Consider the following 24,268-nt stretch of genomic DNA (forward strand, 5'->3'; position numbering starts at 1 on the left):
GCCCCCGGGGGTATGTCCGGGGCCCGCCCCGGGGGGGGGGGGTGGTGGCTGGGCCCCCCACGGCTCTGACGAGCCTCCCTCCGCGGTATTTGCAGACCAAAGAAGACAGGGGCGCACCCCCGTGGGCTTGGGTTGCGGGACGGTGGGAGGGACGACTGGTCCCGCAGGGCCGGGAGCGCCTCCGCCGTTCCGGGCTCAGGCCGGCATCCGGCGCTCGACGATTTCCGCCCACCATGAGCACCCTGCGGGGATGGCCTCGTCGTTGAAGTTGTACTCCGGGTGATGAACCGGCGCGGTATCGCCATTGCCGACGAGGATATAGGCGCCCGGCCGTTCCTCCAGCATATAGGCGAAATCCTCACCGCCCATGACCAGGGGCGCCTCGGCGCATTGCCCGGAAATCGACCGCGCCACGTCCGCTGCAAACTCCGTCTGCTCCTCGGAGTTCACCATCACCGGGTAACCGTGGTAGTAGCGCACATCCGCCGTCCCGCCAAAGGTCGCCGCCACCCCGGCGCAGATCGCTGTCAGCCGTTCCTCTGCCAGCTTGCGCATCTCGGCCGACTGCGTCCGGACCGTCCCCTTGATATGCACCCGCTGCGGGATCACGTTGAACGCCTTCGACGAGGTCTCGAAGGACGTGACCGAGACCACCAGCGGGTCCACCGGATCGGCATTCCGGCTGGCGATCGTCTGCAGGGCGAGCACCAGCTGCGCCGCCATCACCGTCGTGTCCACCGTCTCCTGCGGTTTCGCCGCATGGCCGCCCTTGCCTTCCAGAAAGACCTCGAACTGGTCCGTCGCGGCAAAGAACGCGCCGGGCCGTATGGCGAAAGACCCCACCGGCACGCCCGGCCAGTTGTGCATGCCATAGACCTCCTGGATGCCCCAGCGCTCCATCAGCCCGTCCTCGCACATCTCCCGGCCGCCGCCGCCGCCCTCCTCGGCAGGCTGGAAGATCACCACCACGGTGCCGTCAAAATTCCGCGTCTCCGCCAGGTACCGCGCCGCCCCCAGCAGCATCGCCGTGTGGCCGTCATGGCCGCAGGCGTGCATCGCCCCGTCGGTCCTGGACGCATAGTCCACCCCGGTCTGTTCGTGGATCGGCAGCGCATCCATGTCGGCGCGCAGGCCGATCACCTTGCCACTCTTGTCCGACTTGCCCTTGATCACGCCGACCACCCCGGTCCGCCCGATCCCCTCCGTCACCGCGTCACAGCCGAAGGCACGCAGCTTCTCGGCCACCAATGCGCTTGTGCGGTGCGTCTCGAACAGGATCTCAGGATGCGCGTGCAGGTCCCGGCGCCAGGCGGTGATGTCATCGTGCAACTCGGCAAAGCGGTTCTTGACGGGCATGGGGTGCTCCTCGGTCTGGCGTGGAATTTGATCAAACCCTGCCATCGGCGCAGGCGGGCTGCAAGGTGTGTCGCGCGGCGGCGGCCTGTGCCGCAAGCGGTTGCCCTATGCCACGAACGCGCCGGATTAACGGATCACGACGCAGCGTCACGGGCCAAATGGCCATGGTATCGATACCATGGACAGGACCGAGTATCAAATCTGTACGAAACTCGGACAGAATCGTACCAAACGCCGCCGATTTTGCAGGGGACGGAGGCTGCCGTTGTCTCGCAATTGTGGACGCCAGGAAAACGACCACACCATCTTGTGCGGTTTTCGCTTTCCGACCGCGTTAACCCCAGCGTCCGGACTGTTTACGATTGGCCATGATCGCGAAGGCCAACGCGTCACAGGTTCGGCCCCCGCACCAGTTTCGAGCCATCGCGGAACCGCGTGATCCGGAACCGGCTCAAGTCATGCCCCGGGTCCTTGCCCGCTGCGAGATCCGCTGCAATGCGCCCGAAGGCCGGTCCGATGCCGAAGCCATGGCCGCACATGCCGGTCACCACGATCAGCCCCGGCAGGGTCGGTTCCTCGTCCACGACAGGCACCACGTCGGGCAGAACGTCGATCAGTCCGGCCCATTCCGCCGCGCTCTGCACTTTGCGGACTGCCGGGTAAATCGCTTCGAAGCCGGTTTTCAACTCCTTGATTTTCTTTGCATTCGGGGCCGGGTCCAGAACCCGCATCCGCTCGAACGGGCTCTGCTCGCCGTCGGCCCAGTGCCGCTTCGTCGAGACCGCATCGGGCCAGTCCTTGGGCGCCGGACCGCGCAGCGCCACGTCGAATTCGCCCGACAGTGCCAGCGGCAGGTAGCGCCGCAGATGCCGCACCGCATCCGGCCCGACGAAAAGCTCCGCAAAGGCAGCCGGAGCCAGCGTATAGCCACCATCCGTCCGAGGCCGGAACGCCATCCGGTCATCGACCGCAGCGGTGCTCACAACCTGTGGCAGGGGTTTGGAGGCCATGACCGTAGATCGGACCGAAAGCTGTGGAATATCAACGCCATGACGTCGCAGAAACAGGCTCGACCAAGCCCCGCCTGCCAGCACCACGCGCCCTGCCTTGACCAGTCCTTCCTCGCTGATGACGCCGGTCACGCGACCATCCCGAACCTGCAAACCCCGCACCGCGCAGCGCTCCCGGATCAGCGCCCCCTCCGCACGCGCCAGCCGCGCCAGTTCCGGCACGGCGACCCAGGGTTCGCCCTTCATGTCGGTGGGCGTGTGCAAGGCCCCGATCCAGGGCGCGCCGGGCTGCCCAAGGAGAGACAAGGTTTCCTTCTTATTCAATATCTTGGACGACACACCTAAAGTAGACGCCTCTGCAAGCCAGTCCGCGAAGGCGGCCATCTCGCGCTCGGTTCGGGCAAGGTATGTCACCCCCACTTGCCGCACCCCGAGGCGCCCCTCGCACATGCGGTCCAGGTCTTGCCAAAGATCCTGCGATTCCAGTGCGATAGGCACTTCGGCCAGGTCACGACCCTGCACCCGGATCCAGCCCCAGTTGCGGCTCGACTGTTCCGCCGCCACGCGGCCCTTCTCCAGAACCAGCACGGACATCCCTTGCCGCGCCGCGTAGAGGGCCGTGCAAATGCCGATCACGCCGCCGCCTATCACAACAAGATCAACGGTTTGCGGCAGGGAGCTCATATGCTCCACCGGCCCGTCGTCGCGGATCGGAAAGGTCACGCCAGTGTCTCCACGAGCCGCTCCATGAACCGCTGCCCTTCGGCGAATTGCTCCAGCGTGATGTACTCGTCCGGTTGGTGCGCCACCGCGATGCTGCCCGGCCCGCAGACCACGACGGCATAGCCGGCTGCTTGGAAATGGCTGGCTTCCGTGCCGTAACTCACGAAATTCTCGGAATTATCGCCGGTCAGTTGCCGAACCAGTGCCTCCGCGCTGTTGGTCCCGGTCGGCGCGAAGGGTGGCAGGCTCGAGCGTTCGGTCACCTCGATCCATGCCTCGGGCCGGATCACCTTCATGTCCGCCTCCAACGCCTTGATCTTGCATAAGAACGCTTCTCTCCAAACCTGGGGATCGTCACCGGGCACGATACGAAAGCTGAACCCGAATTCACAGTCCTTCGCCGTTATGTTATGCGCGGTGCCGCCGTTAATCATTCCGACGTGTAGGTTCGTATAAGGCGGATCGAAAAACCGTGATATTCCAGTCGGTTCCGCTGCCATTTGTGCCGCGTTCACCTGGTTGGCCCAATCAATCAATTTCGCCCCCCACATCACCGCACTCACGCCGGTATGAAGCATCGACGAATGGACCTCGAAGCCGTGCACATGCACCCAGAACACGATGCCGCCCTTGTGCCCCGTCACCGCCTTCATCATGGTCGGCTCGCCAACAATCACATCGCTGGCTTTTGGCAAGGTTTCCATAGCCTTGATCAGATCACGCACGCCAATCACGCCCACTTCCTCGTCATAGCTCAAAGCTATCTGTAGGGGCCGCTGAACGCCCTTGTAGCGTGCTTCGACCAGCGCCCAGATGGCCAGCGCATCGAAACCTTTCATGTCGGTCGCTCCGCGCCCGTAAAGCCGACCGTCCCGCTCGGTCAGGGTAAACGGATCACTGGTCCAGGCCTGCCCGTCGACAGGCACCACGTCCGTATGACCGGAGAGCACCACGCCGCCCTCGTCCGGCGGGCCAACATGCGCAAAAAGTGCAGCCTTTTCCTCGCCTTGCTTGAATGTCTTGAAGCACTCGATACCGTGCCCGACCAGGTAGGACTCAACCCAGTCGATCAAGGGAAGATTGCTGTCGCGGCTCACCGAGGGAAAGCCGATCAGGCGTTCGAGGATTTCGCGCGGCGAAAGGCGGTCCATCGTTCAGTACCCGCTGTCCGTAACCAGCACGCGGTGCCCCGGTGTGATCTCGCGGTATTCGGAGCGCGCAGGCTGATAATCCACCGGATGGATAGGAGAGGGAATTGGCTTGAAATTCAAATCCTTCTCGGACTTTCTTTGAGTCGGGTCCGCAATCGGCACGGCCTTCATGAGCGCCTGGGTATACGGATGCTGCGGGTTCTCGAAGACCGCCTGCCGAGGACCGATCTCCACGATCCGGCCAAGGTACATGACCCCGACCATATGGCTGACGCGTTCCACGACTGCCATGTCGTGGCTGATGAAAAGGTAAGACAGGCCGAGGTCGGCCTGCAGTTCCATCATCAGGTTGACCACCTGTGCCTGCACAGACACGTCCAGCGCGCTGACCGCCTCGTCGGCCACGATCAGTTTCGGCCGGAGCGCCAAAGCGCGGGCGATTGCAATACGTTGGCGCTGGCCACCGGAGAGTTCGTGCGGATAGCGGCGCATGAAGCTGCGCGGCAGTTCCACCCGGTCGAAGAGCTGCGCCACATGGTCCATCACCGCACTGCCGGTCTCGATGCGGTAGTTGTGGATCGGCTCCGCCACCTGGTCGGCCAACTGCAACTGCGGATTGAGCGAGGCGAAGGGGTCCTGGAAGATCATCTGCATTTCCCGCCGTTCCTCGCGCAGTTTCGCGGGCGACAGGGCCATCACGTCCACGCCGTCGAGCACCACGCTCCCGGCGACCGGTTCCACCAGCCGCAGGATCGAGCGGCCAGCGCTGGATTTACCGCAACCGGACTCGCCGACAAGGCTCAGGGTCTGGCCCTTGTTGATCCGGAATGACACGTCCTCCACGGCGTGCACGTTGGAAATGTGCCGCCGGAAGAACCCGCCACGAACCGGAAACCGCGTTGTAAGCCCTTGAACATCCAAGAGGACCGTGTCCTGCCCGGCAATCGGCTTGACGAGGCTCGCATCCGCGCCCAGCAGCTTCATCGGCTCCGGCAGTGCCTTGCCGGTCATCTCGCCAAGCTTCGGCACGGCAGCCAGCAGCGCCTGCGTATAGGGATGCTGCGGCGATTCGAAAATCTGCCGCACCGGCCCCTCCTCGACCTTGTTGCCGCGGAACATGACCACCACGCGGTCCGCCATCTGGGCCACGACGGCCATATCGTGGGTGATGAACATCACCGCGGTTCCCGTCTCGCGTTTCAACCTGTCGATGAGTGCGAGGATTTCCGCCTGAATCGTCACGTCGAGGGCTGTCGTCGGCTCGTCCGCGATCAACAGGCGCGGCTCACAGGCGAGGGCCATGGCGATCACCACCCGCTGGCGCATGCCCCCTGACAACTCGTGCGGGTATTGCTTCAAACGCCGCTCCGGTTCGGGGATGCGGACCTGCCGCAGCAGATCCAGCGCCCGCTCCTGCGCCTGCTTCTGCGAGAGCCCCTTGTGCACCCGAAGCCCCTCCGTCAACTGGCGTCCAACGGTGAAGACGGGGTTCAAGGCCGTCATAGGCTCTTGAAAAATCATGCCGATTTCGTTGCCACGGATGGTGCGCATAAGGCTGTCACCCGCCGTGGCAAGGTCGATCTCGCCGCCCTCGCGCCGATCGAACAGCAGCCGTCCACGGGCGATTTCGCCGCCGCCGTACTCCACCAGACGCATCAGCGACAGCGACGACACGGATTTACCCGAGCCGGATTCCCCCACGACGCAGACCGTCTCGCCGGGGCCGATCTCGAAGGAGATGTCCTCGACACCGACCACCGGTCCGGACTTGGTCTGAAATTCCACCCGGAGGTTTTCGATCCGGGCGATCGGCGCGGCCTGGGTATCATCGAGCATGGCGGGTCTCCCGTTCGGTTCTCCTGACGGTAAGGCCATGTTTTCAGCAGTGTCAAACCCCGCCTTGATTAACCCCAAGGCAATGCTTGCAATTTGCGCAAATCCTGTTTCGATGGGGGTAGTGTGGGGATGCGCAGGTGACTTGGGTTTCGGACGTCTACGGCTTGGCCCGGATGAGACCGAAGCGCCGAAACTGTCATCCATCCCCATGAAAAAAATAGATTTCCGGGCCAACCCCGGACCAACAAGGAGAGTGAGATGAAACTCAGGACACTGCTGCTCGGGGCCGCTGCCTCCATGGCTTTCGCCCCCGCCGCCTTTGCCGAGCGCGGAGCGGACGACGAGGTGCGCATCATCTACTGGCAGGCGCCGTCGACGCTGAATCCCTTTCTCAGCGGCGGCCGCAAGGATGTCGAGGCGGCCTCGCTGATCATCGAACCTTTGGCGCGTTATGACGAGACCGGCGCGCTGACGGCCTGGCTCGTGGAGGAGATCCCGACCGTCGAGAACGGCGGCGTATCCGAGGACCTGACACAGATCACCTGGAAGATCACACCGGGTCTGAAATGGTCGGACGGCTCGGATTTCACCTCCGCCGACGTGCTGTTCACCTATGAATACTGCACCCACCCCGAAGGCGGCTGCGCCCAGTCGACCAAGTTCGAGGGCATCACAAGCGTCGAGACGCCGGATGACCTGACCGTCAAGATCACCTTCGATCAGCCGACCCCCAATCCCTACCTGCCCTTCGTCGGCGCCGAGAGCCCGATCCTGCAGAAGGCGCAATTCGAGGCCTGCCTCGGCGCGGCGGCCTCCACCTGCACCGACCAGAACTTCGGCCCCATCGGAACCGGGCCCTACAAGGTCGACGAGTTCAAGACCAACGACGTCGTGACCTACTCGATCAACGAGTACTTCCGCGATGCCTCCAAGCCGTCCTTCGCCAAGGTTACACTCAAGGGCGGCGGCGACGCGGCCTCGGCGGCGCGGGCGGTGCTGGAGACCGGCGAGTTCGACTATGCCTGGAACCAGCAGCTGGCTCCGGACGTGATGGAAAAGATGCTGGAGGCCGGCAAGGGCACCTTCGTCGCCGACTTCGGCGGCACCGTGGAGCGTGTCCAGATCAACTGGACCGATCCGTCGCCGGACCTGCCGGAAGGCGAGCGGTCGACCTCCGCCCATCCGCACCCGTTCCTGCGCGACCCGGCGGTGTACAAGGCCATGTCCATGGCCATCGACCGCCCGCTCCTCGTCGAGATCGGCTATGGCGCGGCAGGCAAGGTGACCTGCAACTGGGTGCCCGCGCCGGACTGGTTCGATTCCAAGACCTTCGACTGCGGGACACAGGACATGGACGGCGCCAAGGCCATGCTTGACGCGGCGGGCATCGTCGACACCGATGGCGACGGCGTGCGCGAGAAGGACGGCGTGCCGCTGTCGATCCTGTTCCAGACCTCCACCAATGCTGTGCGCCAGGACTTCCAGGCGCTGATCAAGGAATGGTGGACCGACCTCGGCATGGAAGTCGAGCTGCGCAACGTCGACTCCTCCGTGTTCTTCGGCGGTGACGCGGGCTCGCCCGACACCTTCCAGAAGTTCTATGCCGACGTGCAGATGTACGCCAACACCTTCCCGGGCACCGACCCGCAGGCCTATCTCGGCAACGGCCTGTGCGACAAGGCGCCCGGCCCGGACAGCCAGTGGCAGGGCGAGAACATCTCGCGTTTCTGCATGCCGGAGTACGACGCGCTGCACAAGGAACTGGCCAGCACGGTCGGGACCGAGGCGCGTGGCGCGATCGGCGTCAAGCTGAACGATATGGCGATCGAGAACGGCATGATGATCCCGCTGGTCCACCGCGGCCGGATCGCCGCGGCATCCAACGCGCTTGGCGGCGTCGTGATGAACGCCTGGGACAGCGAACTCTGGAACGTGGCGGACTGGTACCGGGTGAAGTGATCCCGGCAGGGGTGCGGGGCACAGCCCCGCCCTACAGTCCGACATCGCGTAGGGCGGGGCTATGCCCCGCCTTGCGTCCAGAAAAAGACCAACAAGAAACTTCTGACCCGAGGCGCCGATGCTATCCTACGCCGTGCGACGTCTGATCCTGTCGATCCCGACGCTTCTGTTCATCAGTTTCGTCATCTTCATGCTCCTGCAACTCGCCCCTGGCGATCCCATGGCCGACGTGCCTCTCACCGTGCCCGACGAGGTCAAGCAGAAGATGCGGGAGGCCCTCGGCGTGGGCGAGCCCGCCTTGGTGCAATACTGGAAATGGCTGGTCCAGGTCTTCTGGATCGAGCCGCAGGTCTTCCTCGACTGGCTCCTCGGCACCGATTTTTCCGAAGGCAAGCAGCGCGTGATCTCCTGGCAGAACCGCGCCCCGGTCATGGACACCATCGTCCAGCGCATCCCGCAGACCCTCGCCGTGGTCGGTGTCGCCTATGTCGTCGCCATCCTGATCGCCATTCCGGTGGGGATCTATTCGGCCTACCGTCAGTATTCCGTTTTCGACCAGGCCGGCACCTTCGTCACCATGATCGGCTTCTCCATCCCGCCGTTCTTCACCGGCCCGCTGCTGATCGTGATCTTCTCCGTGCAGCTCGGCTGGCTGCCCTCCGTCTATGACACCACCCACGTCGTCACCGACTGGGAGAGCTTCAAGGTGCAGCTGATGCAGATGGTCATGCCCGTCATGGTCCTCGCCTTGCAGATCACCGCCCAGCTCAGCCGCTACATGCGGGCCACCATGCTCGACAACCTCGGTCAGGATTACGTCCGCACCGCCCGCGCCAAGGGCCTTTCAGAAGCGGTGGTCGTCATGGTCCACGTCCTGCGCAACTCCATGATCCCGGTGGTCACCGTCATTGCGCTTGGCATTCCGTCCATATTCGGCGGTGCCATCATCACCGAGAACGTCTTCGGCGTGAATGGTATCGGGCAATTGCTGCTCAGCTGGCTCTTCGCCAACGACCTGCCGGGCGTGATGACGCTGACCTTCATCTTCGCGGTGCTCATCGTGCTGTTCAACCTGATCGCCGACATCCTCTACGGTGTCCTTGACCCGAGGATCCGCTATGACTGAGCCCCTCCCCGCCTCACCGACCCCCATCGAAGCGCTGAAGGACAGCGGGCCGATGGCCCCGCCCACGTCGCGTGCGCAGGACGTCTGGCACCAGTTCCGCAAGCACAAGGGCGCCATGGTCGGCCTGGCGTTTCTCGTGCTGATCACCCTCGCGGTGCTGATCGGGCCGTACCTCTGGACCGTCGATCCGGGCAAGACAGACATCCGCGCCAAGGACATGCGGCCGATCTATACCGCGCTCTGGGACAGCGATGCCAAGGTCTCCTGGGCCAAGCCGCTCGGCTCCGACCAGCTGGGCCGGGACCACCTCGCGCAGCTGATCGCCGGGGGCCGCGCCTCCATGGCCGTGGGCTGGGCCGCGATGGTGCTCAGCCTGGTCATCGGCACCGCCATCGGCGTTCTGGCGGGCTTCTACCGACGCATCGACGGGCTGTTGATGCGCACCACGGACCTGTTCCTCGCCCTGCCGATCCTGCCGCTGCTGCTGCTCGCCGTGACGCTGTTTCGTCAGCCTCTGCGCACGCTTGCAGGCCCTGAAGGCGGCATGTTCATCCTGATCGTCACGATCATCGCCATCACCTCCTGGATGCCCACCGCCCGGATCGTGCGCGGCGATGTGCTGGCGATCAAGGAACGCGAGTTCGTGCTCGCCGCCCGCTCCATCGGCACCTCCAACGGCAAGATCATCCGCCGTCACCTGCTGCCGAATGTGCTTTCGCCGATCATGGTCTCCGCCGCCCTCGGCCTCGCCACGGCCATCATCACCGAAAGCGCCCTCAGCTTCCTCGGCGTCGGGTTCCCCTCCGACTTCCCGACATGGGGCAAGATGCTGGCCGACGCGGTGGTGCGCATGGAGCAATACCCGGAGCGCGTGCTGCTGCCGGGTTTCGCCATCTCGCTGACCGTGCTCTCGGTCAATTACATCGGCGACGGCCTGCGCGACGCGCTCGATCCACGCATCCGCGGACGCTGAGCGCAAATAAGGACAAGTCCGGTACGGCCCTGCGCGGCGGCGGAACAAGCGCCGCCTGTTTTTGCGGCAAAAGAACAGTCGGACCGGATGACCCCGGAATCCGGAACATCGTTCCACTGGGAGTCTTGCCTCCCATAAGGCATGTGCTTGCCAAAGCCCCATGCAGTCCTTCATTGGAACATTGTTCCCATTCCGGAGGCAAACCCATGTTCGAATCCCTCGGCTTCGAAGAGCTCACGGCACCGCAAGTGGCGGTCTACTTCGCCCTCATCCTCGGCGCGCTTTATGGCGTGTTTGCCGAGCAGACGAAGTTCTGCTTCCGCCGCGCCCTGATCGGCGAGGACCGCCGTGCCGCTTCCGGTGTCTGGCTGACCGCGCTCGCCGCGGCGCTCATCGGCACGCAGGCTGCCGTCTGGCAAGGCTGGATCAGCTTCGACGACCACCGCTTCATGAACGCCGACCTGCCCTGGCTGGCCATCGTCGTGGGCGGTCTGATCTTCGGCGCGGGCATGGTCCTGACCCGGGGCTGCGCCTCTCGGCTGACGGTGCTGACCGGCTCCGGCAACCTGCGTGCGCTGACCGTCCTTGCCGTCTTCGCGGTGGTCGCCCATGCCACGCTCAAGGGCACCCTCGCCCCGATCCGCACCACGCTGGCGGCGCAGACGGTGGCCCTGGACAACGCCGCCTTGCCCGGCAATGCGCTGATCTGGACCGCGATCCTCGCCCTGGCCGCGCTGGCCTTCGCCGCCCGCTCCGGCGCGCGCCCGGTGTCGCTGATCCTCGCGGCATCGCTCGGCCTGCTGGTCCCGCTCGGCTGGGTCGGTACCGGCTTCCTCCTCTACGACGACTTCGACCCGATCACGCTGGAAAGCCTCAGCTTCACCTCGCCCTGGTCGGAGACCCTGTTCTGGTCCATCGCCTCCACCTCGATCCCCGCTGGCTTCGGCGTCGGCCTGATCGGCGGCGTGCTGGGTGGCGCCCTGCTCTCCGCCCTCGCCTCCCGGCGCTTCCAGTGGCAGAGCTTCTCCAGCCCGGCCGAGACCGGACGCTACATGACCGGCGCAGTGCTCATGGGCGTGGGCGGCGTCCTCGCCGGCGGCTGCACCGTGGGCGCAGGCCTCTCCGGCGTACCGACGCTCTCCATTGCCGCAATCCTTGCACTGGCATCCATCGCGGCAGGCACCCTCGTCACCAATTGGGTACTCAGCCGACGGTCCTCAGGGCGCCTCACCGCCGTCCCGGCGGAGTGACCGCGTCTTCTTTGGTCTGAAAATACCTTGGGAGGAGTTTGAGGAGGGCAAAGCCCTCCTCAAGGCCTGCGTGGCCCGAACGCAAAACGCCATGCGCGCCGCAGGCGCTCCGCTCCGGGAAAAGTCCTACAAATGCCGGCCGGGGTCATCCATGGACGACCGGATACGACCGATCATCAGCCAGACCACCGCCACCACGGGCAGCACCACAAGAGCCGTCAGCGTGCCCTTCGACAACCCGAGCGGCTCCGACACCGGATACAGCAGGTAACTGACCAGCGAGACCGCGTAGTAGCTGATCGCCACCACCGACAGCCCTTCCACCGTCTTCTGCAGGTGCAGTTGCGCCTCCGCCCGCTTGTCCATGCTCTCCAGAAGCTGCTGGTTCTGCGCCGAGCGCTGGACCTCGACCCGCGTCCGCAGGAGATCCCCGGCCCGCATCGCCCGGTCAGCCATGCTGCCGAGCTGGCCTTCGCTGCTCTTGACGGTCCGCATCGCGGGCTGGTAGCGCCGCGTCATGAACTCCGCGAAGGTCTGCCGCCCGCGGAACCGCATCTCGCGCAGCACCTCGATGCGCTTGTGCACCAGCGCCTCGTAGGCAAAGGTCGCCCCGAGCCGGAAGGAGCAGTGCGCCGACAGGCTTTCGAGCTCCGCCGAGACTGACAGAAGCGCCTTCAGCGTCTCCTCCTCCGCATCCGAGCGGCTTGTCATGGCCTCCATCAGCCGCGACAGCTCGCGGTCGATCTCGCCCATCCGCGGCCCGATCTCGCGCACCCGGGAAAAGCCGAGCATGGACATGGTCTTGTAGGTCTCGATTTCACACAGCCGCTGCACGATCCGCCCGACGCGCCGTTCTCCGACGCCCGGGGCGGTGAAGACGGCGAACCGCGTGTGCCCTGCCGTGTCGATACGGAAATCGCCGGCAATCATCGCGTCGTCATCCAGAACCCGGCTGACCGCCACGCTCTCCGGCACCATCCAGTCGTCGATCTTTTCCTGCAGTTCCTCGTCATGCTCGGGGCGCGGGGCGACGCGGATCATGGCCGAGGTGACGCGCACCCCCGGCGCATTCTCCAGCCAATCGTCCGGAAACACCTCGAAATCCGCCGGATCGTACGGCCGGTGCCCAAGACCGTTCAGGAAGACCGTATAGGTCACGAATTCGGTGTGTTGCTCCCATTTCAACGTGTGCTGGCCAATGCGGGTGGAGAAATGCGTGGCGCCCGGCTGCGGGTGCGCGGTGCCGAAACGGCTCAGAAGGTCGATCAGATGCGCCAGGTCCTCGCGCTTGTCCCGGCTCGCGGCGCCTTCCGCCTTCTTGATCGCCAGATAGACCGCGCGACAGGGCGGCGTCAGCGACGGGAACGGCCGGGCGTGCAGTTCGTTGGCGAGCGGATAGCGCAGCGGGTGGTCGGCAATGGGCGCCATGGGCGTAATCCTTGTGAGTCGCGTGCAAAATACGCGCGGGTTGCTCCGAGTAAAGGGTAAAAGATCAATATTTTCAAAGCGTTACAGGAATACCGATGTATACCGCCTGCCCTCCGGGAGAAAAGCGATTGGTTTTCAAAGTCTTAAGCTCGGCTGTACCAGGTGAACATTGCGTAATCCTTGCGCGGCCCCCGAACCCGCCAGGTGCTCGACCACGCCGGCCAGGCCGAGAAGTCGTAGGTCACATCGTATTGATCCGGGTCGCACCAATGCTCGGCCCGGGGCTGCCCCTGCCCGGGATCGACCGTGTGGAACGGGCGCCCGTCCTCGAAAAAGACCGCGATCCCCCGCGGGGCGAGACGCCAGAGATAGCTGCGGGTGTTCTTCATCCGGGGCGTGGTGGCGAAAGCCATGGTACCGCTTTCGTCATAGCGCAGCCCGGCGGCATCCAGCGTGAAGACTGCCTCGCCTGCGCCCTGCCCCTGTCCAAGCCCGGTCCGGTCGTCGATCTGCCGGATGTAGGTCCATTGTCCTTCGAAGTCTGCCAAGCCCGGCCCTTGCGTCATCGCGGCCCGCCCCTTCCTCTTGTTCGCTGGTGCAGCAGGGTTTATGAGGCCCCCAATCCCCGAACTCAACGCGAAAGTCTGCCGATGATCCCCCGTTATTCCCGTCCCGAGATGGTCGCCATCTGGTCCCCGGAAACCAAGTTCAAGATCTGGTACGAGATCGAGGCCCATGCCTGCGACGCGATGGCCGATCTGGGCGTGATCCCGCGCGAGAATGCCGAGGCGGTCTGGAAGGCGAAGGACGTGGAGTTCGACGTGGCCCGCATCGACGAAATCGAGGCCGTAACCAAGCATGACGTCATCGCCTTCCTCACCCACCTCGCCGAGCATGTGGGCAGCGAGGAAGCCCGCTTCGTGCATCAGGGCATGACCTCGTCGGACGTGCTCGACACCTGCTTCAACGTGCAGCTGGTCCGCGCCTCCGACATCCTCATCAAGGACATCGAAGGGCTGCTCGCCGCGCTCAAGCGCCGCGCCTACGAACACAAGGACACGGTGCGCATCGGCCGCTCGCACGGCATCCACGCCGAGCCGACCACCATGGGCCTGACCTTCGCGCGCTTCTACGCCGAGATGGACCGCAACCTCTCCCGCATGCGCGATGCGCGGGCGGAGATCGCCACGGGCGCCATCTCCGGCGCCGTCGGCACCTTCGCCAACATCGACCCGGCGGTCGAGGAGCATGTCTGCGACAAGCTCGGCCTCGTGCCCGAGCCGATCTCCACGCAGGTGATCCCGCGTGACCGCCACGCGGCGTTCTTCGCCACCCTTGGCGTGATCGCCTCCTCGATCGAGAACATCGCCATCGAGATCCGCCACATGCAGCGCACCGAGGTGCTGGAAGCGGCGGAATTCTTCTCCATGGGGCAGAAAGGCTCCTCCGCCATGCCGCACAAGAAAAACCCGGTGCTGACCGAAAACCTCACCGGCCTTGCCCGCCTTGTCCGCATGGCGGTGATCCCCGCGATGGAGAACGTCGCGCTGTGGCACGAGCGGGACATCTCGCATTCCTCAGTGGAGCGGAACATCGGGCCGGACACCACGATCACGCTGGACTTCGCCTTGTCCCGCCTGACCTCGGTGATCGACAAGCTGCTGGTCTACCCGCAGAACATGCTCGACAACATGAACAAGTTCCCCGGACTGGTTATGTCGCAGCGCGTGCTGCTGGCGCTGACGCAGGCGGGCGTGAGCCGCGAGGATGCCTACCGGCTGGTGCAGCGCAACGCCATGAAGGTCTGGGATCATCGGACCGATTTCCGCGAGGAGCTGCTGGCGGATGAGGAAGTGCGGGCGGCGCTGTCCGAGGAGGAGATCAACGAGAAGTTCGACCTCGGCTACCACACCAAGCATGTCGACACGATCTTTGCCCGGGTGTTCCACGAGGACTGAGGGATTTCGCCCCGGCTGCGCCGGGGCGACTCGCCCGTGGCTGCGCCACGGTTGGGGGCTCTGCCCCCACGCCCTGTCAGGGCTCCCCCGAGGGTATTTGGGGACCAAAGAAGCAAAGGCGCGGGCTCGGGAAAGACGGCTTTCTCTCCGGCCTGACGGGCGATTATTGCGCCGCCAGGGCCGCTTCGAGTGCCGGCAGGAAGCGCTGTTCGTAGTCGGAACCCACGAGCGGGCCGACGAATTTGAAGACCACCACCCCGTCACCGTCGAGGATGAAGGTCTCGGGCGGACCGGTCACGCCCCAGTCGATCGCGGTGCGCCCCGCCGGGTCGAAAGCCACCGCAAGGAACGGGCTGCTTTCCTCTTCGAGGTATTTGAGTGCCTGCTTTTCCTGATCCTTGAAGTTCACGCCGACGATCCGCACCCCCTGCGCCTGCATCTCCAGCAGACGCGGATGTTCGGCCCGGCACGGAGGACACCAGCTGGCCCAGAAGTTGACGAGTGTGACCTCACCGGCCGCCAGCATCTCCGGCGTCACCGCGTCGTACCCCGGCAGCGCCTCCGCGGTCATGGCCGGGTGCGGCTTGCCGGTGAATTTCGATTCCAGCTCGTTTGCCCCCTCGCGCCAGAGGCCGAAGAAGAACATCGTCCCGAGCGCCAGAAAGATCACCGGCGGCAGCAGCATCAGTGGCGATATGCCCTTGCGTTCGCTCACTTCTTCAACCTTTCCTCGATCTGGTGCAGCTCCGCCTTGACCCGCCGCGCACGCAGGATGGAGATCGCGACCAGCGCCACGATCAGCAGGATCGACACCGCGTAGGACGACAGCACCGCCTGGGCGTATTTCCCGAGATCCGGCATCAGACCACCCTCTCCCGCGCGAGCAGCGCCCGTGCCCGGCGGGCCCGGATTTCCGTCTGGGTGCGCAGGAAGACCAGCGCGATGAACAGGAGTACGAACCCGCCGATGCAGACCAGCAGCGGGAAGTAGAAGACGTCCGCGACGTTCTCTTCCTTGTCGAGCGACAGGGAGGCCCCCTGGTGCAGGCCCTGGTTCCAGAAGTTCACGGCGTAGCGGGACAGCAGCGCGAAGACCGATCCGACGAGGCAGAGGATCGAGGTCAAATCCGCCGCCGTGTCATCGTTTTCGATCGCCGACCAGAGCGCCATGTAGCCAAGGTAGAACAGGAAGAGGATCAGGAAGGACGTCAGCCGCGGGTCCCAGGCCCACCAGGTGCCCCACATCGGTTGGCCCCAGATCGCGCCGGTCGCCAGAGCGATCACCGTCATGGTCGCGCCCACGGGGGCTGCGGCGCGCGCGGCCAGGGCGCTGACGTGGTGGCGGCGCACGATCCAGATCAGCGAGGCGACCAGCATCATCATCCAGGCGTTGATCGCCATCAGCGCCGAGGGCACATGCAGGTAGATGATCTTCACCGTGCTGCCCTGCCGGTAATCCTCCGGCGTGAAGAAGAACCCCCAGACGAGGCCCACGATCAGGCAGACCACTGCGCCCGCGCTGAGCCAGGGCAGCAGGCGGTCCGTGGTCCGGATGAACCTGACCGGATTGGCGTATTCCCAGATCGACATGACGCGTGGCTACCTCCGTTTCAGGCGCTTTACACATCAAATATGCGTGGGGCGCAATACGTGGGGGTCAGAGCGCGACAGGCTGCCGCTTGCGCCCCCAGGTGCCGGGCGGGCCGCTGATGCGCCCCGGCAGCGCCGTGCCGCAGGTCAGGCAATGGCCCTTCTCGTCGAGGTGCCAGTCGCCGAGCGCGTACCAGTCGCGCCCGATCACCTTCGTACGGCAGCCGGAACAGTATGTGGATTGCCCGGCTTCATGGTGGACGTTGCCGACATAGACGTGATTCAGCCCCGCCCCCCGCGCGATGTCCCGCGCCCTGAGCAGCGCCGCGAGGGAGGTCTTCGGTGTCTCCATCATGCGGAATTGCGGGTGGAACGCCGTGAAATGCAGCGGAACGTCGGGCCCACAGTTGCACCGCACCCAGGACGCCAGCGCGCGCAGCTCCGCCGCACTGTCGTTCTCGCCGGGGATCACCAGCGTCGTCAGCTCCACCCAGCAGGCCGCGTCATGCACGGCGAAGGTGATGCTGTCGAGCACCGGGGCGAGCCGCGAGCCGGTGAGCTTCTGGTAGAACCGATCCGTGAACCCCTTGAGGTCGATGTTCACCGCATCCATCGCGCCGAAGAACTCGGCCCGCGCCCGGGGGGTCAGGTATCCGGCGGTCACACCGACGGTCTTCATCCCCCGCGCCCGCACCGCCGCCGCCACATCCACGGCATATTCGATGAAGATCACCGGATCGTTGTAGGTAAAGGCCACGGACGTGCAGCCAAGCGCCTCCGCCTTTTCCGCAATGCGCTCCGGCGTCGCCTCCACCGCGATCCGGTCCATGTCACGTGATTTCGAGATGTCGTGGTTCTGGCAGAACTTGCAGGCAAGATTGCATCCGGCGGTACCGAAACTCAGCACCGGTGTCCCCGGGTAGAAATGGTTCAGCGGTTTCTTCTCGATCGGATCGACACAGAAGCCCGAGGACCGGCCCCAGGTGTCGAGCACAAGGGCGTCGCCCTCGCGCTTGCGGACAAAGCACATCCCGCGTTGCCCCTCGCGCAGCGCGCACAGGCGCGGGCAGAGCGTACAGAGGATTCGGCCGTCGCCCGATCCTTCCCAATAGCGGGCCGGGTGTGTCATGGCGCGATCATGCACCATTTTCCTTGCGGATGCGTTACCGAAGGTTGATCCGGAGCACCGCCGCGGAGGCGAACGGCAGCAGGGCCATGGCTCCGAAACTGATACCCGCCAGCATCAGAAGCGACGTCTGCACCGCCAGCCCCTCGGCCCCGCGCCGCGCCACCTCCGCGCCGAAAATGAGCGTGGGCACGTAGAGCGGCAGGACAAGCAGCGACAGCAGCAGCCCGCCGCGTTTCAGCCCGACGGTGAGCGCTGCACCAAAGGTGCCAATGACGCTCAGCGCGGGTGTGCCAAGCGCCAGGCTGACGACGACCCAGAGGTAGCCCCCCGGCGGCAGGCTCAGCAGCACGCCGAGCGCCGGGGCGGCCAGCACCAGCGGCAAGCCCGTGGTGATCCAATGCGCCAGCGCCTTGACGCTGACGATGCCTTCCATCGGCAGCGGCGCCGTGGCCAGCAGGTCGAGCGAGCCATCCTCCCAGTCGAGCGCAAAAATCCGGTCCAGCGACAAAAGGCAGGCCAGGAGCGCCCCGATCCACAGCACCCCAGGCGCGATCCGGGCCAGAAGCCCGGTCTCCGGCCCGACCCCGAACGGCACCAGCACCGTGACGATCAGGAAAAACGCCAGCCCAAGGCCGAAGCCGCCGCCAGCCCGCACCGCCAGCCGCAGGTCCCGGATCAGGAGCGCGATCACAGGAAGGCCTCGTCGGCGGTGGAGACCCTTGGCACGGCCTTGAACGGCGTCACGTCAAGGACATCCGCATCCGCCAGCCCGAGGTCGATATGCGTCGCCATCAGAGCACTGCCGCCACCGGCCAGATGCCCGCGCACAGCTTCCGCAAACAGCTGCACCGAAGCCGCATCCAAAGAGACCGTCGGCTCATCCAGCACCCAGACCGGCCGTCCGGTGACCATCAGCCGGGCCAGCCCAAGCCGCCGCTTCTGCCCGGCGGAAAGCGTCCCCGCCAGCCGCCCCTGCAAACCCTCGAGGTTGAAACCCGCCAGAGCCGCCGAAATGTCGGATGTGCCAAAGGCCTGAGCCCAGAACCGCAGGTTCTCCGCAACGCTCAGCATGGACTTCAGCCCATCCGCATGGGCGGCATAGGCGATCCGGTCTCCGGCGCCCTCCACGGTGCCAGAAAACGCAGGCTGCAGCCCTGCCACCGTCCTGAGCAACGTCGTCTTGCCCGACCCGTTCGGCCCGCGCAGCACCAGCGCCCGCCCCGGGACCAGCGCAAAGCCAAGGCCTTCCAGAACCGGCACGCCGCCCCGGGCCACCGCAAGATCGGTCACAGTCAAATTCATGCCGGAGGCTTACCCCGTGCCGCGACGGCGGAAAAGCGGCAAAACCGCACGTCTTCCAATTGCCTCAAATATCCCCGCCGGAGGCAGACCCGGCGAAGCCGGGCGAGACGGGACGGTGGGCGGGGCGATGTCCGAAGGACGAGCGCCGTCCCCGTCACACTGGCAATGCCGCCAATGCGACGCGTCGCCCCTCGCTCAGAAGGATGTTGTAGGTCCGGCAGGCAGAGGGAGAGTTCATCACTTCGACCCCCAGCCCCGCCGCCTCCAGTTCGGTCCGCAACTCCGCAGGCAGGTGAAAGATCTCGGCGCCCGTGCCGACGAACAGCACGTCCACCCGCCCCGCCAGGTCGAGCAGCGCAGCCGTATCGGACAGCCCGTCCCAAGCCATCGCGCCGCCCCCGGCCATCAGCATCGGGCCGGAATGCACCTGACCCTGCACCCGGAAATACCCGGGACCATAGCCATCCACCGGCACCGCATCGGTAAAGGGTATCTCGTTGATCCGCATGGAGGCCCTTCTAACCCCAGAGCGGCAGGCCCGACAAGGCCGACAATCCGATCAGCGTATAGGCAACCGCCCGATAGGGTTTTTCCAGCGCTGGTCTGAACATCCACCCACCGAGCCAGTTTCCCGCCATGCAGGGTAGCGCGATACCGAGGCCGATCAGCGTCGCCCCGCTTTCCCAGCGCCCGAACAACCCCATGCCGAGAATGATCATCACGTCGAAGGCAAACAGGAAATACAGCGTCGTCGCCCGGATCACTGCCGCTTCCAGCGGGCGGGCCATGTAGAACAGGATCACCGGCGGCCCCGGCAACCCGGCGACACCGCCGAGGAACCCCGCCGCACCGCCGATCCCCAGCACCATGCGCCGCGTCACCGCTCCGGGATAGCGCAGGCCGCCGGCCAGCACCGCCAGCATCCCCAGCGCAAGAACGCTCACCGCGTAGCGGAACACCTCCGGCGCCACCAGCGTCAACACGCCAAGCCCCACCGGCAGCATGACCGCTGTGCCCAGCAGCAACCGCCAGAGGTCGCCCTGTTCCACTTTCGGCCAGGCCTTTCGCAAAATCGGCAAGGGGCCGATCAGGTCCATGAAGGTCAGGGCGAGGATCGACTGGAACGGCGTCAGGACCTGCGCCGCGAAGGGCAGAAAGACAAGGGCTGTCCCGAAGCCTGCAAAGCCCCGGACCAGCCCGCCCAGAAACGCCGCGAAGACGATCCAGCCGAGGCCCTCGGTAGCGAGGACCCCGGCGATGATGTCAGGCATCCACGTCGCCGAATTGGGTGCCCGTGGTTCCGCTCGGCTTGGACCAGTCGCGCTTGGTTCCGAGCAGCAGGACCACGTTCTTCGCCACGTAGACCGACGAATAGGTGCCGACCACGACGCCGAGGGTCATGGCAAAGACGAAGCCCCGGATCACGTCCCCGCCCAGCACCAGCAGCGCGATCAGTGCAATCAGCGTGGTGCCGGAGGTCATCACCGTGCGGCTCAGCGTCTCGTTCACCGAAAGGTTGCACAGGTCCCGCAGCGGCGTGGACTTGAACTTGATCAGGTTCTCGCGGAGCCGGTCGAAGACCACCACGGTATCGTTGATCGAATAGCCGAGAATGGTCAGCAGTGCCGCGATGATCGACAGGTCGAACTTGATCTGGAACAGCGCAAAAATGCCGATGGTGATGGCGATGTCGTGGATCAGCGCCACGACGGCCCCGAGCGCAAACTGCCATTCGAACCGCAGCCAGATGTAGACCACGATGGCGAGGCTCGCCGCGCCGATCGCCATGACGGCGGACCAGATCAACTCGCCGGACACCTTGGGACCGACGGATTCGACGGAGGTGAAGGCGATGCTCGGGTCAGCGGTCTGCAGCGCCGTCTCGATGGAGCGGATCACTTCCGGTGTGATCGCCTCCTCGCCGTCCTGTGCCTCGACGCGGATCATCGCGACGTTCTTGTCCGGCCCGAAGGTCGGATCGAAGACCTCTGTTATCAGCATGTCGCCGAGCCCCAGAGGCTGGATCGCCTGACGGTACGCGCCCACGTCAACCGGCTGCGGGCTCTCGGTGCGGATCGTGGTGCCACCCCGGAAGTCGATGCCGAAGTTCAGCCCCATGAAGATCGTCAGCAGGATCGAGGCGACAACGACCGCGATGGAGCCGCCGAAGGTCACCGACTGCCAGCGGAAAAAGTCGATTTCCGTGTGGTCGGGGACGAGTTTCAGTCTGAATGCCATGGTCTTCCCCTCAGATCTCGATGCTGCGCGGACGCTTGCGCTCGAACCACATCACGATGAACAGCCGCGTCACGTAGATCGCGGTGAACACCGAAGTGACGATGCCGATCATCAGCACGACCGCAAAGCCGCGCACCGGGCCGGAACCCAGCATGAACAGGATCGCCGCCCCGAAGAAGGTGGTGATGTTGGCGTCGACAATCGCCGACATGGCGCGGTCGTAGCCCAGTTCGATTGCCCTCGCCGGGCCCTTGGCGGTGCGCGCTTCCTCGCGGATGCGTTCGAAGACCAGCACGTTGGCGTCGACCGCCATGCCGATGGTCAGCACGATGCCCGCGATGCCCGGCAACGTCAGCGTCGCACCGATCAGCGAGAGGATCGCGATGATGAGCAGCATGTTGAAGGTCAGCGCGACCGATGCCACGAAACCGAAGAAGCCGTAACTGGCGATGACGAAGAGCACCACCGCGACCATGGCGACCGTGGCCGCCACCTTGCCCGCGTCGATGCTGTCCTGCCCCAGTTCCGGCCCGATGGTCCGTTCTTCCAGGAAATTCATCCCCGCCGGCAACGCCCCGGCCCGCAGCAGAACCGCGAGGTTGGTGCTTTCCTCGATGGTGAAATTGCCTGTGATGATGCCGGACCCGCCCGCGATATGGCTCTGGATGACCGGCGCGGAGATGACCTCGCCGTCGAGCACGATGGCGAAGGGCGAGCCGATGTTGTCGGCGGTGTAGTCGCCGAACTTGCGCGCGCCTGCCGGGTTGAAGCGGAAGTTGACCGCCGGGCGGCCGTTCTGGTCGAAGGACGGCTGCGCGTCCACCAGTTCCTCGCCGGTCACCACCGGCGCCTGTTCGAGGATCGCGTAGGTCCCCTCGCGGTCCAGGTACGGCAGGATCTCGTTGCCGACACCCGGCGCGGTGTCCGGGTTGTCGGTGCTGCCGACGACCGGCTGGAAGGTCAGCTGGGCCGTGGTGCCGATGATGTCCTTGAGCTCCTGCGCGGAGCCGATGCCCGGCACCTGGATCAGGATGCGGTCCTCGCCCTGGCGCTGGATCGTCGGCTCGCGGGTGCCGACTTCGTCGATACGGCGACGAATGATTTCAAGGCTTTGCTGCATGGTCCGCTCGTCGGTGGCCAGTTGCTCGGCCTCCGAAAGCGTCACCACGATCTGATCGCCCTCGGCACGCACCTGGATGTCGGTGGAGCCCGCGCCGGTCAGCGAGACCACCGGCTGGGCCAGCCCGCGCACCAGTTCCAGCGCCCGCGGCATGCCCGCGGGTTCGGAGATGCGCACGCGCAGCTCGCCCGGCTCGGAAGGCAGCAGGCGGATGGTGCCGACGGTCTCGCGTTCCGGGCGCAGCACGTCGCGCACGTCGGGCCAGAGCGCCTCCATCCGGGCGGCGTAGACGTCGGCCACCTTGACCTCGGCGAGCAGATGCGCACCGCCGCGCAGATCGAGACCGAGGTTGACGAGACCCGACGGCAGGAAATCCGGCCACTGCGCCGCAAGCCCCTGATTTTCCTCGGTGTCCGCGCCCTTCTCGATGGCCGCCACAGCATCGTTATGCTGTTCGACCCGGGTGTAGAAGGCGTTGGGTAGCGACAGCACGATACCGAGCGCAAGCACCGCCCAGATCAGCACGCGCTTCCATGTTTCGATCTGCAACATCAGGGATCAGCTCTCTGCCGGTTCGGTCTTAGAGAGCACCTGCGCAATCGTCGCGCGGACCACGCGGACCTTCACGCCTTCGGCAATTTCCACTTCGATTTCATTGCCTTCCTTGACCTTCGACACCTTGCCGATGAGGCCGCCCTGGGTCACCACCTGGTCGCCCCGGCGCAGCGCCTCGACCATCTTCTGGTGTTCCTTCATCTTCTTCTGCTGCGGCCGGATCAGCAGGAAATACATGATCGCAAAGATCAAAATCAGCGGAAGAAACTGGCCAAGCTGTGCGGGGTCCATCGGGATGCTCCTGTCATTCTCATGGCGGGGCACCCGCCGGATTTTTGATTGCGCGGAACCTATGCGCGGCGGGGGCGGGATGCAAGGCGACGGTCCTGCGTCACTGTCAACAAAAGCAGCGTCCGGTGGCGTTAACGCACAGTCCCGCCCCCCGGATCAGCCCCGCAAGGGGTGTGAAGCCCGAAGTTCGGTACAAAAAGGGCCGATTTTCGTGCAGATTACCCCCCGCCGGGAGGGCTCCGGCGGGGGCGATTTTGGCGTTTGGTACGATTCGGGCCGAGTTTCGTACAGATTTGCCCTGGCGCAGGCTCCGGCCCCGAAAATTCCGGTTAATTTCGGTTTATTTTGGTTAACGAGGCGAAGACAGGCAATCAGAACGGGCTGAAATTTTCGAGAAGCATCTTTCCCGTCGGTTGTGTCACACTTTTTGCCACCACCTTTAACCAGAGATTTTCCAAAAGGGAGCCATTGCATGATTGACGATATTCTCGACACCGACATGAAACCTCTTGGCAAGGAAGCCTGGGGGCGCGTCTTGTCTCCTGTGAACAAGGCAGACCTGTTCAAAGACTCCGGGGCACCTGCCCGGCACGTGCGGGGCATCCACCCGCCCGCCGGGATTGACCACATGCGGCTGAAGACAACGGATGTATTCCGGATACCCGGCATGGGAGAATTCGACGTCGACTTTTCCGGGTTCTTCAAAGTCATCCGTAGCGATCCAAGCACAGAAGACTGGAAGACCGCGACCGTTTACGTCAACTTTCTGGAACTCAAACTTTTCGGAGAACATGACCAGCTCGGGGAGATTTCCGTTGATCTCAATCCCAATGTCGTCAGCGCCGGAAACACCTTTCCCGGAAGGCGCGAAACGGTTGCTTGCCGGATCAACGTCGCGGCCCGCTTCCACGTCGAGCGTCTCGGGAAGACGTTCTTCAACAAGACGCCCATCCAGTTGATGAACGAAGACGTGCAGGGCATACCCACCATCGGCGAAGGCGGCCAGGCGCATGTCGCGTCCCTCCCGCTTTACGATTGGGAGCGTCCCAACGGTGAGTTGTTTGGCTATGTCGAAGAGCTGAATTATCAGGTACTGGATTACGCCCGGGAATTGGAAGTCGAAACCATGCGTGAGGCAACGAAGATGAGTGAATTCAAAGCACTCTCTGCCGAACGCGGGCTTCGGATGTAGACCGCGGGATAACCCGAAACCGGCTGCGGCAGCGGTCCGGACGATCGCGGCACGGCGGAGCGCCCGCAGATGGGACCGATCG

The 24,268-nt window shown here is 64.8% G+C and carries 23 protein-coding genes; 6 read left to right on the forward strand and 17 right to left on the reverse strand.

Going from position 1 to position 24,268, the window contains the following annotated elements:
* Positions 1 to 195: 195 nt before the first annotated feature.
* From ACP159_RS24370 to ACP159_RS24385, 4 genes are all read right to left on the reverse strand, one after another.
* Positions 196 to 1,356 carry a M20 aminoacylase family protein gene (locus ACP159_RS24370; protein WP_425099063.1) on the reverse strand — a complete coding sequence of 387 codons (1,161 nt, stop codon included), beginning with the start codon at positions 1,354 to 1,356 and terminating at the stop codon, positions 196 to 198.
* A 389-nt stretch (positions 1,357 to 1,745) separates the two neighbouring features.
* Positions 1,746 to 3,089, reverse strand: coding sequence for an NAD(P)/FAD-dependent oxidoreductase (locus tag ACP159_RS24375; protein WP_425099064.1), 1,344 nt, complete (start codon positions 3,087 to 3,089; stop codon positions 1,746 to 1,748).
* Positions 3,086 to 4,240 carry an acetylornithine deacetylase gene (gene argE, locus ACP159_RS24380; RefSeq protein WP_425099065.1) on the reverse strand — a complete coding sequence of 385 codons (1,155 nt, stop codon included), beginning with the start codon at positions 4,238 to 4,240 and terminating at the stop codon, positions 3,086 to 3,088. Before argE ends, ACP159_RS24375 begins: the two co-directional genes overlap by 4 nt.
* A gap of 3 nt (positions 4,241 to 4,243) precedes the next feature.
* Positions 4,244 to 6,076, reverse strand: a complete 1,833-nt coding sequence (locus tag ACP159_RS24385) for a dipeptide ABC transporter ATP-binding protein (protein ID WP_425099066.1) — start codon at positions 6,074 to 6,076, stop codon at positions 4,244 to 4,246.
* Between the two features lie 258 nt (positions 6,077 to 6,334).
* On the opposite strand from ACP159_RS24385, the gene ACP159_RS24390 reads away from it, so the two are divergent.
* From ACP159_RS24390 to ACP159_RS24405, 4 genes are all read left to right on the forward strand, one after another.
* Positions 6,335 to 8,035 carry a peptide ABC transporter substrate-binding protein gene (locus tag ACP159_RS24390; RefSeq protein WP_425099067.1) on the forward strand — a complete coding sequence of 567 codons (1,701 nt, stop codon included), beginning with the start codon at positions 6,335 to 6,337 and terminating at the stop codon, positions 8,033 to 8,035.
* Between the two features lie 118 nt (positions 8,036 to 8,153).
* Positions 8,154 to 9,161, forward strand: a complete 1,008-nt coding sequence (locus ACP159_RS24395; RefSeq protein ID WP_425099068.1) for an ABC transporter permease — start codon at positions 8,154 to 8,156, stop codon at positions 9,159 to 9,161.
* On the forward strand, positions 9,154 to 10,134 hold the full coding sequence (locus ACP159_RS24400) for an ABC transporter permease (protein ID WP_425099069.1): 981 nt from the start codon (positions 9,154 to 9,156) through the stop codon (positions 10,132 to 10,134). Before ACP159_RS24395 ends, ACP159_RS24400 begins: the two co-directional genes overlap by 8 nt.
* Before the next feature lie 206 nt (positions 10,135 to 10,340).
* Positions 10,341 to 11,384, forward strand: a complete 1,044-nt coding sequence (locus ACP159_RS24405; protein ID WP_425099070.1) for a YeeE/YedE family protein — start codon at positions 10,341 to 10,343, stop codon at positions 11,382 to 11,384.
* A 126-nt stretch (positions 11,385 to 11,510) separates the two neighbouring features.
* Here the strand turns inward: ACP159_RS24405 and ACP159_RS24410 are convergent, their stop codons facing one another.
* Both ACP159_RS24410 and ACP159_RS24415 read right to left on the reverse strand, forming a co-directional pair.
* Positions 11,511 to 12,812 carry a DUF3422 family protein gene (locus ACP159_RS24410; protein WP_425099071.1) on the reverse strand — a complete coding sequence of 434 codons (1,302 nt, stop codon included), beginning with the start codon at positions 12,810 to 12,812 and terminating at the stop codon, positions 11,511 to 11,513.
* 143 nt (positions 12,813 to 12,955) lie between these two features.
* Positions 12,956 to 13,360: a DUF6314 family protein gene (locus ACP159_RS24415; protein WP_425099072.1), complete on the reverse strand. Its 405-nt coding sequence runs from the start codon at positions 13,358 to 13,360 to the stop codon at positions 12,956 to 12,958.
* A 102-nt stretch (positions 13,361 to 13,462) separates the two neighbouring features.
* Between ACP159_RS24415 and purB the strand changes: the two genes are divergently transcribed.
* A complete protein-coding gene (purB, locus tag ACP159_RS24420; protein ID WP_425099073.1) occupies positions 13,463 to 14,770 on the forward strand; it encodes an adenylosuccinate lyase in 1,308 nt (435 codons plus the stop codon).
* 163 nt (positions 14,771 to 14,933) lie between these two features.
* On the opposite strand, the gene ACP159_RS24425 is transcribed toward purB, so the two are convergent.
* The 11 genes from ACP159_RS24425 to yajC all read right to left on the reverse strand — a co-directional run bounded on the left by ACP159_RS24425 (position 14,934) and on the right by yajC (position 22,994).
* Entirely contained in the window at positions 14,934 to 15,455 is a 522-nt protein-coding gene (locus ACP159_RS24425) for a DsbE family thiol:disulfide interchange protein (RefSeq protein ID WP_425099362.1), read from the reverse strand.
* 26 nt (positions 15,456 to 15,481) lie between these two features.
* The gene (gene ccmD, locus ACP159_RS24430; protein WP_425099363.1) at positions 15,482 to 15,634 is read right to left on the reverse strand and encodes a heme exporter protein CcmD; all 153 of its coding nucleotides are present in this window, start codon (positions 15,632 to 15,634) and stop codon (positions 15,482 to 15,484) included.
* Complete coding sequence (locus ACP159_RS24435) at positions 15,631 to 16,359, reverse strand: heme ABC transporter permease (RefSeq protein ID WP_425099074.1); 729 nt, start codon at positions 16,357 to 16,359, stop codon at positions 15,631 to 15,633. Before ACP159_RS24435 ends, ccmD begins: the two co-directional genes overlap by 4 nt.
* 67 nt (positions 16,360 to 16,426) lie before the next feature.
* Complete coding sequence (amrS, locus tag ACP159_RS24440; protein WP_425099075.1) at positions 16,427 to 17,488, reverse strand: AmmeMemoRadiSam system radical SAM enzyme; 1,062 nt, start codon at positions 17,486 to 17,488, stop codon at positions 16,427 to 16,429.
* A gap of 34 nt (positions 17,489 to 17,522) precedes the next feature.
* Complete coding sequence (ccmB, locus tag ACP159_RS24445; protein WP_425099076.1) at positions 17,523 to 18,179, reverse strand: heme exporter protein CcmB; 657 nt, start codon at positions 18,177 to 18,179, stop codon at positions 17,523 to 17,525.
* Positions 18,176 to 18,790, reverse strand: coding sequence for a heme ABC exporter ATP-binding protein CcmA (gene ccmA / locus ACP159_RS24450; RefSeq protein ID WP_425099077.1), 615 nt, complete (start codon positions 18,788 to 18,790; stop codon positions 18,176 to 18,178). The genes ccmB and ccmA overlap by 4 nt, the downstream gene beginning before the upstream one ends.
* 154 nt (positions 18,791 to 18,944) lie before the next feature.
* Positions 18,945 to 19,298 carry an Mth938-like domain-containing protein gene (locus tag ACP159_RS24455; RefSeq protein ID WP_425099078.1) on the reverse strand — a complete coding sequence of 118 codons (354 nt, stop codon included), beginning with the start codon at positions 19,296 to 19,298 and terminating at the stop codon, positions 18,945 to 18,947.
* Positions 19,299 to 19,308: 10 nt separating this feature from the next.
* Positions 19,309 to 20,061, reverse strand: coding sequence for a TSUP family transporter (locus ACP159_RS24460; protein ID WP_425099079.1), 753 nt, complete (start codon positions 20,059 to 20,061; stop codon positions 19,309 to 19,311).
* Complete coding sequence (secF, locus tag ACP159_RS24465) at positions 20,054 to 21,028, reverse strand: protein translocase subunit SecF (RefSeq protein ID WP_425099080.1); 975 nt, start codon at positions 21,026 to 21,028, stop codon at positions 20,054 to 20,056. The genes ACP159_RS24460 and secF overlap by 8 nt, the downstream gene beginning before the upstream one ends.
* Positions 21,029 to 21,038: 10 nt before the next feature.
* Positions 21,039 to 22,700, reverse strand: coding sequence for a protein translocase subunit SecD (secD, locus tag ACP159_RS24470; protein ID WP_425099081.1), 1,662 nt, complete (start codon positions 22,698 to 22,700; stop codon positions 21,039 to 21,041).
* Positions 22,701 to 22,706: 6 nt separating this feature from the next.
* Positions 22,707 to 22,994, reverse strand: coding sequence for a preprotein translocase subunit YajC (gene yajC / locus ACP159_RS24475; protein WP_425099082.1), 288 nt, complete (start codon positions 22,992 to 22,994; stop codon positions 22,707 to 22,709).
* A gap of 472 nt (positions 22,995 to 23,466) precedes the next feature.
* On the opposite strand from yajC, the gene ACP159_RS24480 reads away from it, so the two are divergent.
* Complete coding sequence (locus ACP159_RS24480) at positions 23,467 to 24,186, forward strand: DUF6073 family protein (protein ID WP_425099083.1); 720 nt, start codon at positions 23,467 to 23,469, stop codon at positions 24,184 to 24,186.
* Positions 24,187 to 24,268 lie beyond the last annotated feature (82 nt).

It is taken from the genome of Tropicibacter sp. S64 (assembly GCF_049803835.1).
Taxonomy (GTDB): domain Bacteria; phylum Pseudomonadota; class Alphaproteobacteria; order Rhodobacterales; family Rhodobacteraceae; genus Pacificoceanicola.

Bases quoted from the DNA above. Each gene is read 5' to 3' on its own strand.
- amrS (WP_425099075.1), bottom strand. From the start codon at position 17,488: ATGACACACCCGGCCCGCTATTGGGAAGGATCGGGCGACGGCCGAATC.
- ACP159_RS24370 (WP_425099063.1), bottom strand. From the start codon at position 1,356: ATGCCCGTCAAGAACCGCTTTGCCGAGTTGCACGATGACATCACCGCC.
- ACP159_RS24480 (WP_425099083.1), top strand. From the start codon at position 23,467: ATGATTGACGATATTCTCGACACCGACATGAAACCTCTTGGCAAGGAA.
- ACP159_RS24400 (WP_425099069.1), top strand. From the start codon at position 9,154: ATGACTGAGCCCCTCCCCGCCTCACCGACCCCCATCGAAGCGCTGAAG.
- secF (WP_425099080.1), bottom strand. From the start codon at position 21,028: ATGGCATTCAGACTGAAACTCGTCCCCGACCACACGGAAATCGACTTT.
- ACP159_RS24425 (WP_425099362.1), bottom strand. From the start codon at position 15,455: ATGCTGCTGCCGCCGGTGATCTTTCTGGCGCTCGGGACGATGTTCTTC.
- ACP159_RS24435 (WP_425099074.1), bottom strand. From the start codon at position 16,359: ATGTCGATCTGGGAATACGCCAATCCGGTCAGGTTCATCCGGACCACG.
- ACP159_RS24390 (WP_425099067.1), top strand. From the start codon at position 6,335: ATGAAACTCAGGACACTGCTGCTCGGGGCCGCTGCCTCCATGGCTTTC.
- ACP159_RS24395 (WP_425099068.1), top strand. From the start codon at position 8,154: ATGCTATCCTACGCCGTGCGACGTCTGATCCTGTCGATCCCGACGCTT.
- ACP159_RS24410 (WP_425099071.1), bottom strand. From the start codon at position 12,812: ATGGCGCCCATTGCCGACCACCCGCTGCGCTATCCGCTCGCCAACGAA.
- ACP159_RS24460 (WP_425099079.1), bottom strand. From the start codon at position 20,061: ATGCCTGACATCATCGCCGGGGTCCTCGCTACCGAGGGCCTCGGCTGG.
- ACP159_RS24405 (WP_425099070.1), top strand. From the start codon at position 10,341: ATGTTCGAATCCCTCGGCTTCGAAGAGCTCACGGCACCGCAAGTGGCG.
- secD (WP_425099081.1), bottom strand. From the start codon at position 22,700: ATGTTGCAGATCGAAACATGGAAGCGCGTGCTGATCTGGGCGGTGCTT.
- ccmA (WP_425099077.1), bottom strand. From the start codon at position 18,790: ATGAATTTGACTGTGACCGATCTTGCGGTGGCCCGGGGCGGCGTGCCG.
- ACP159_RS24385 (WP_425099066.1), bottom strand. From the start codon at position 6,076: ATGCTCGATGATACCCAGGCCGCGCCGATCGCCCGGATCGAAAACCTC.
- ACP159_RS24455 (WP_425099078.1), bottom strand. From the start codon at position 19,298: ATGCGGATCAACGAGATACCCTTTACCGATGCGGTGCCGGTGGATGGC.
- yajC (WP_425099082.1), bottom strand. From the start codon at position 22,994: ATGGACCCCGCACAGCTTGGCCAGTTTCTTCCGCTGATTTTGATCTTT.
- purB (WP_425099073.1), top strand. From the start codon at position 13,463: ATGATCCCCCGTTATTCCCGTCCCGAGATGGTCGCCATCTGGTCCCCG.
- argE (WP_425099065.1), bottom strand. From the start codon at position 4,240: ATGGACCGCCTTTCGCCGCGCGAAATCCTCGAACGCCTGATCGGCTTT.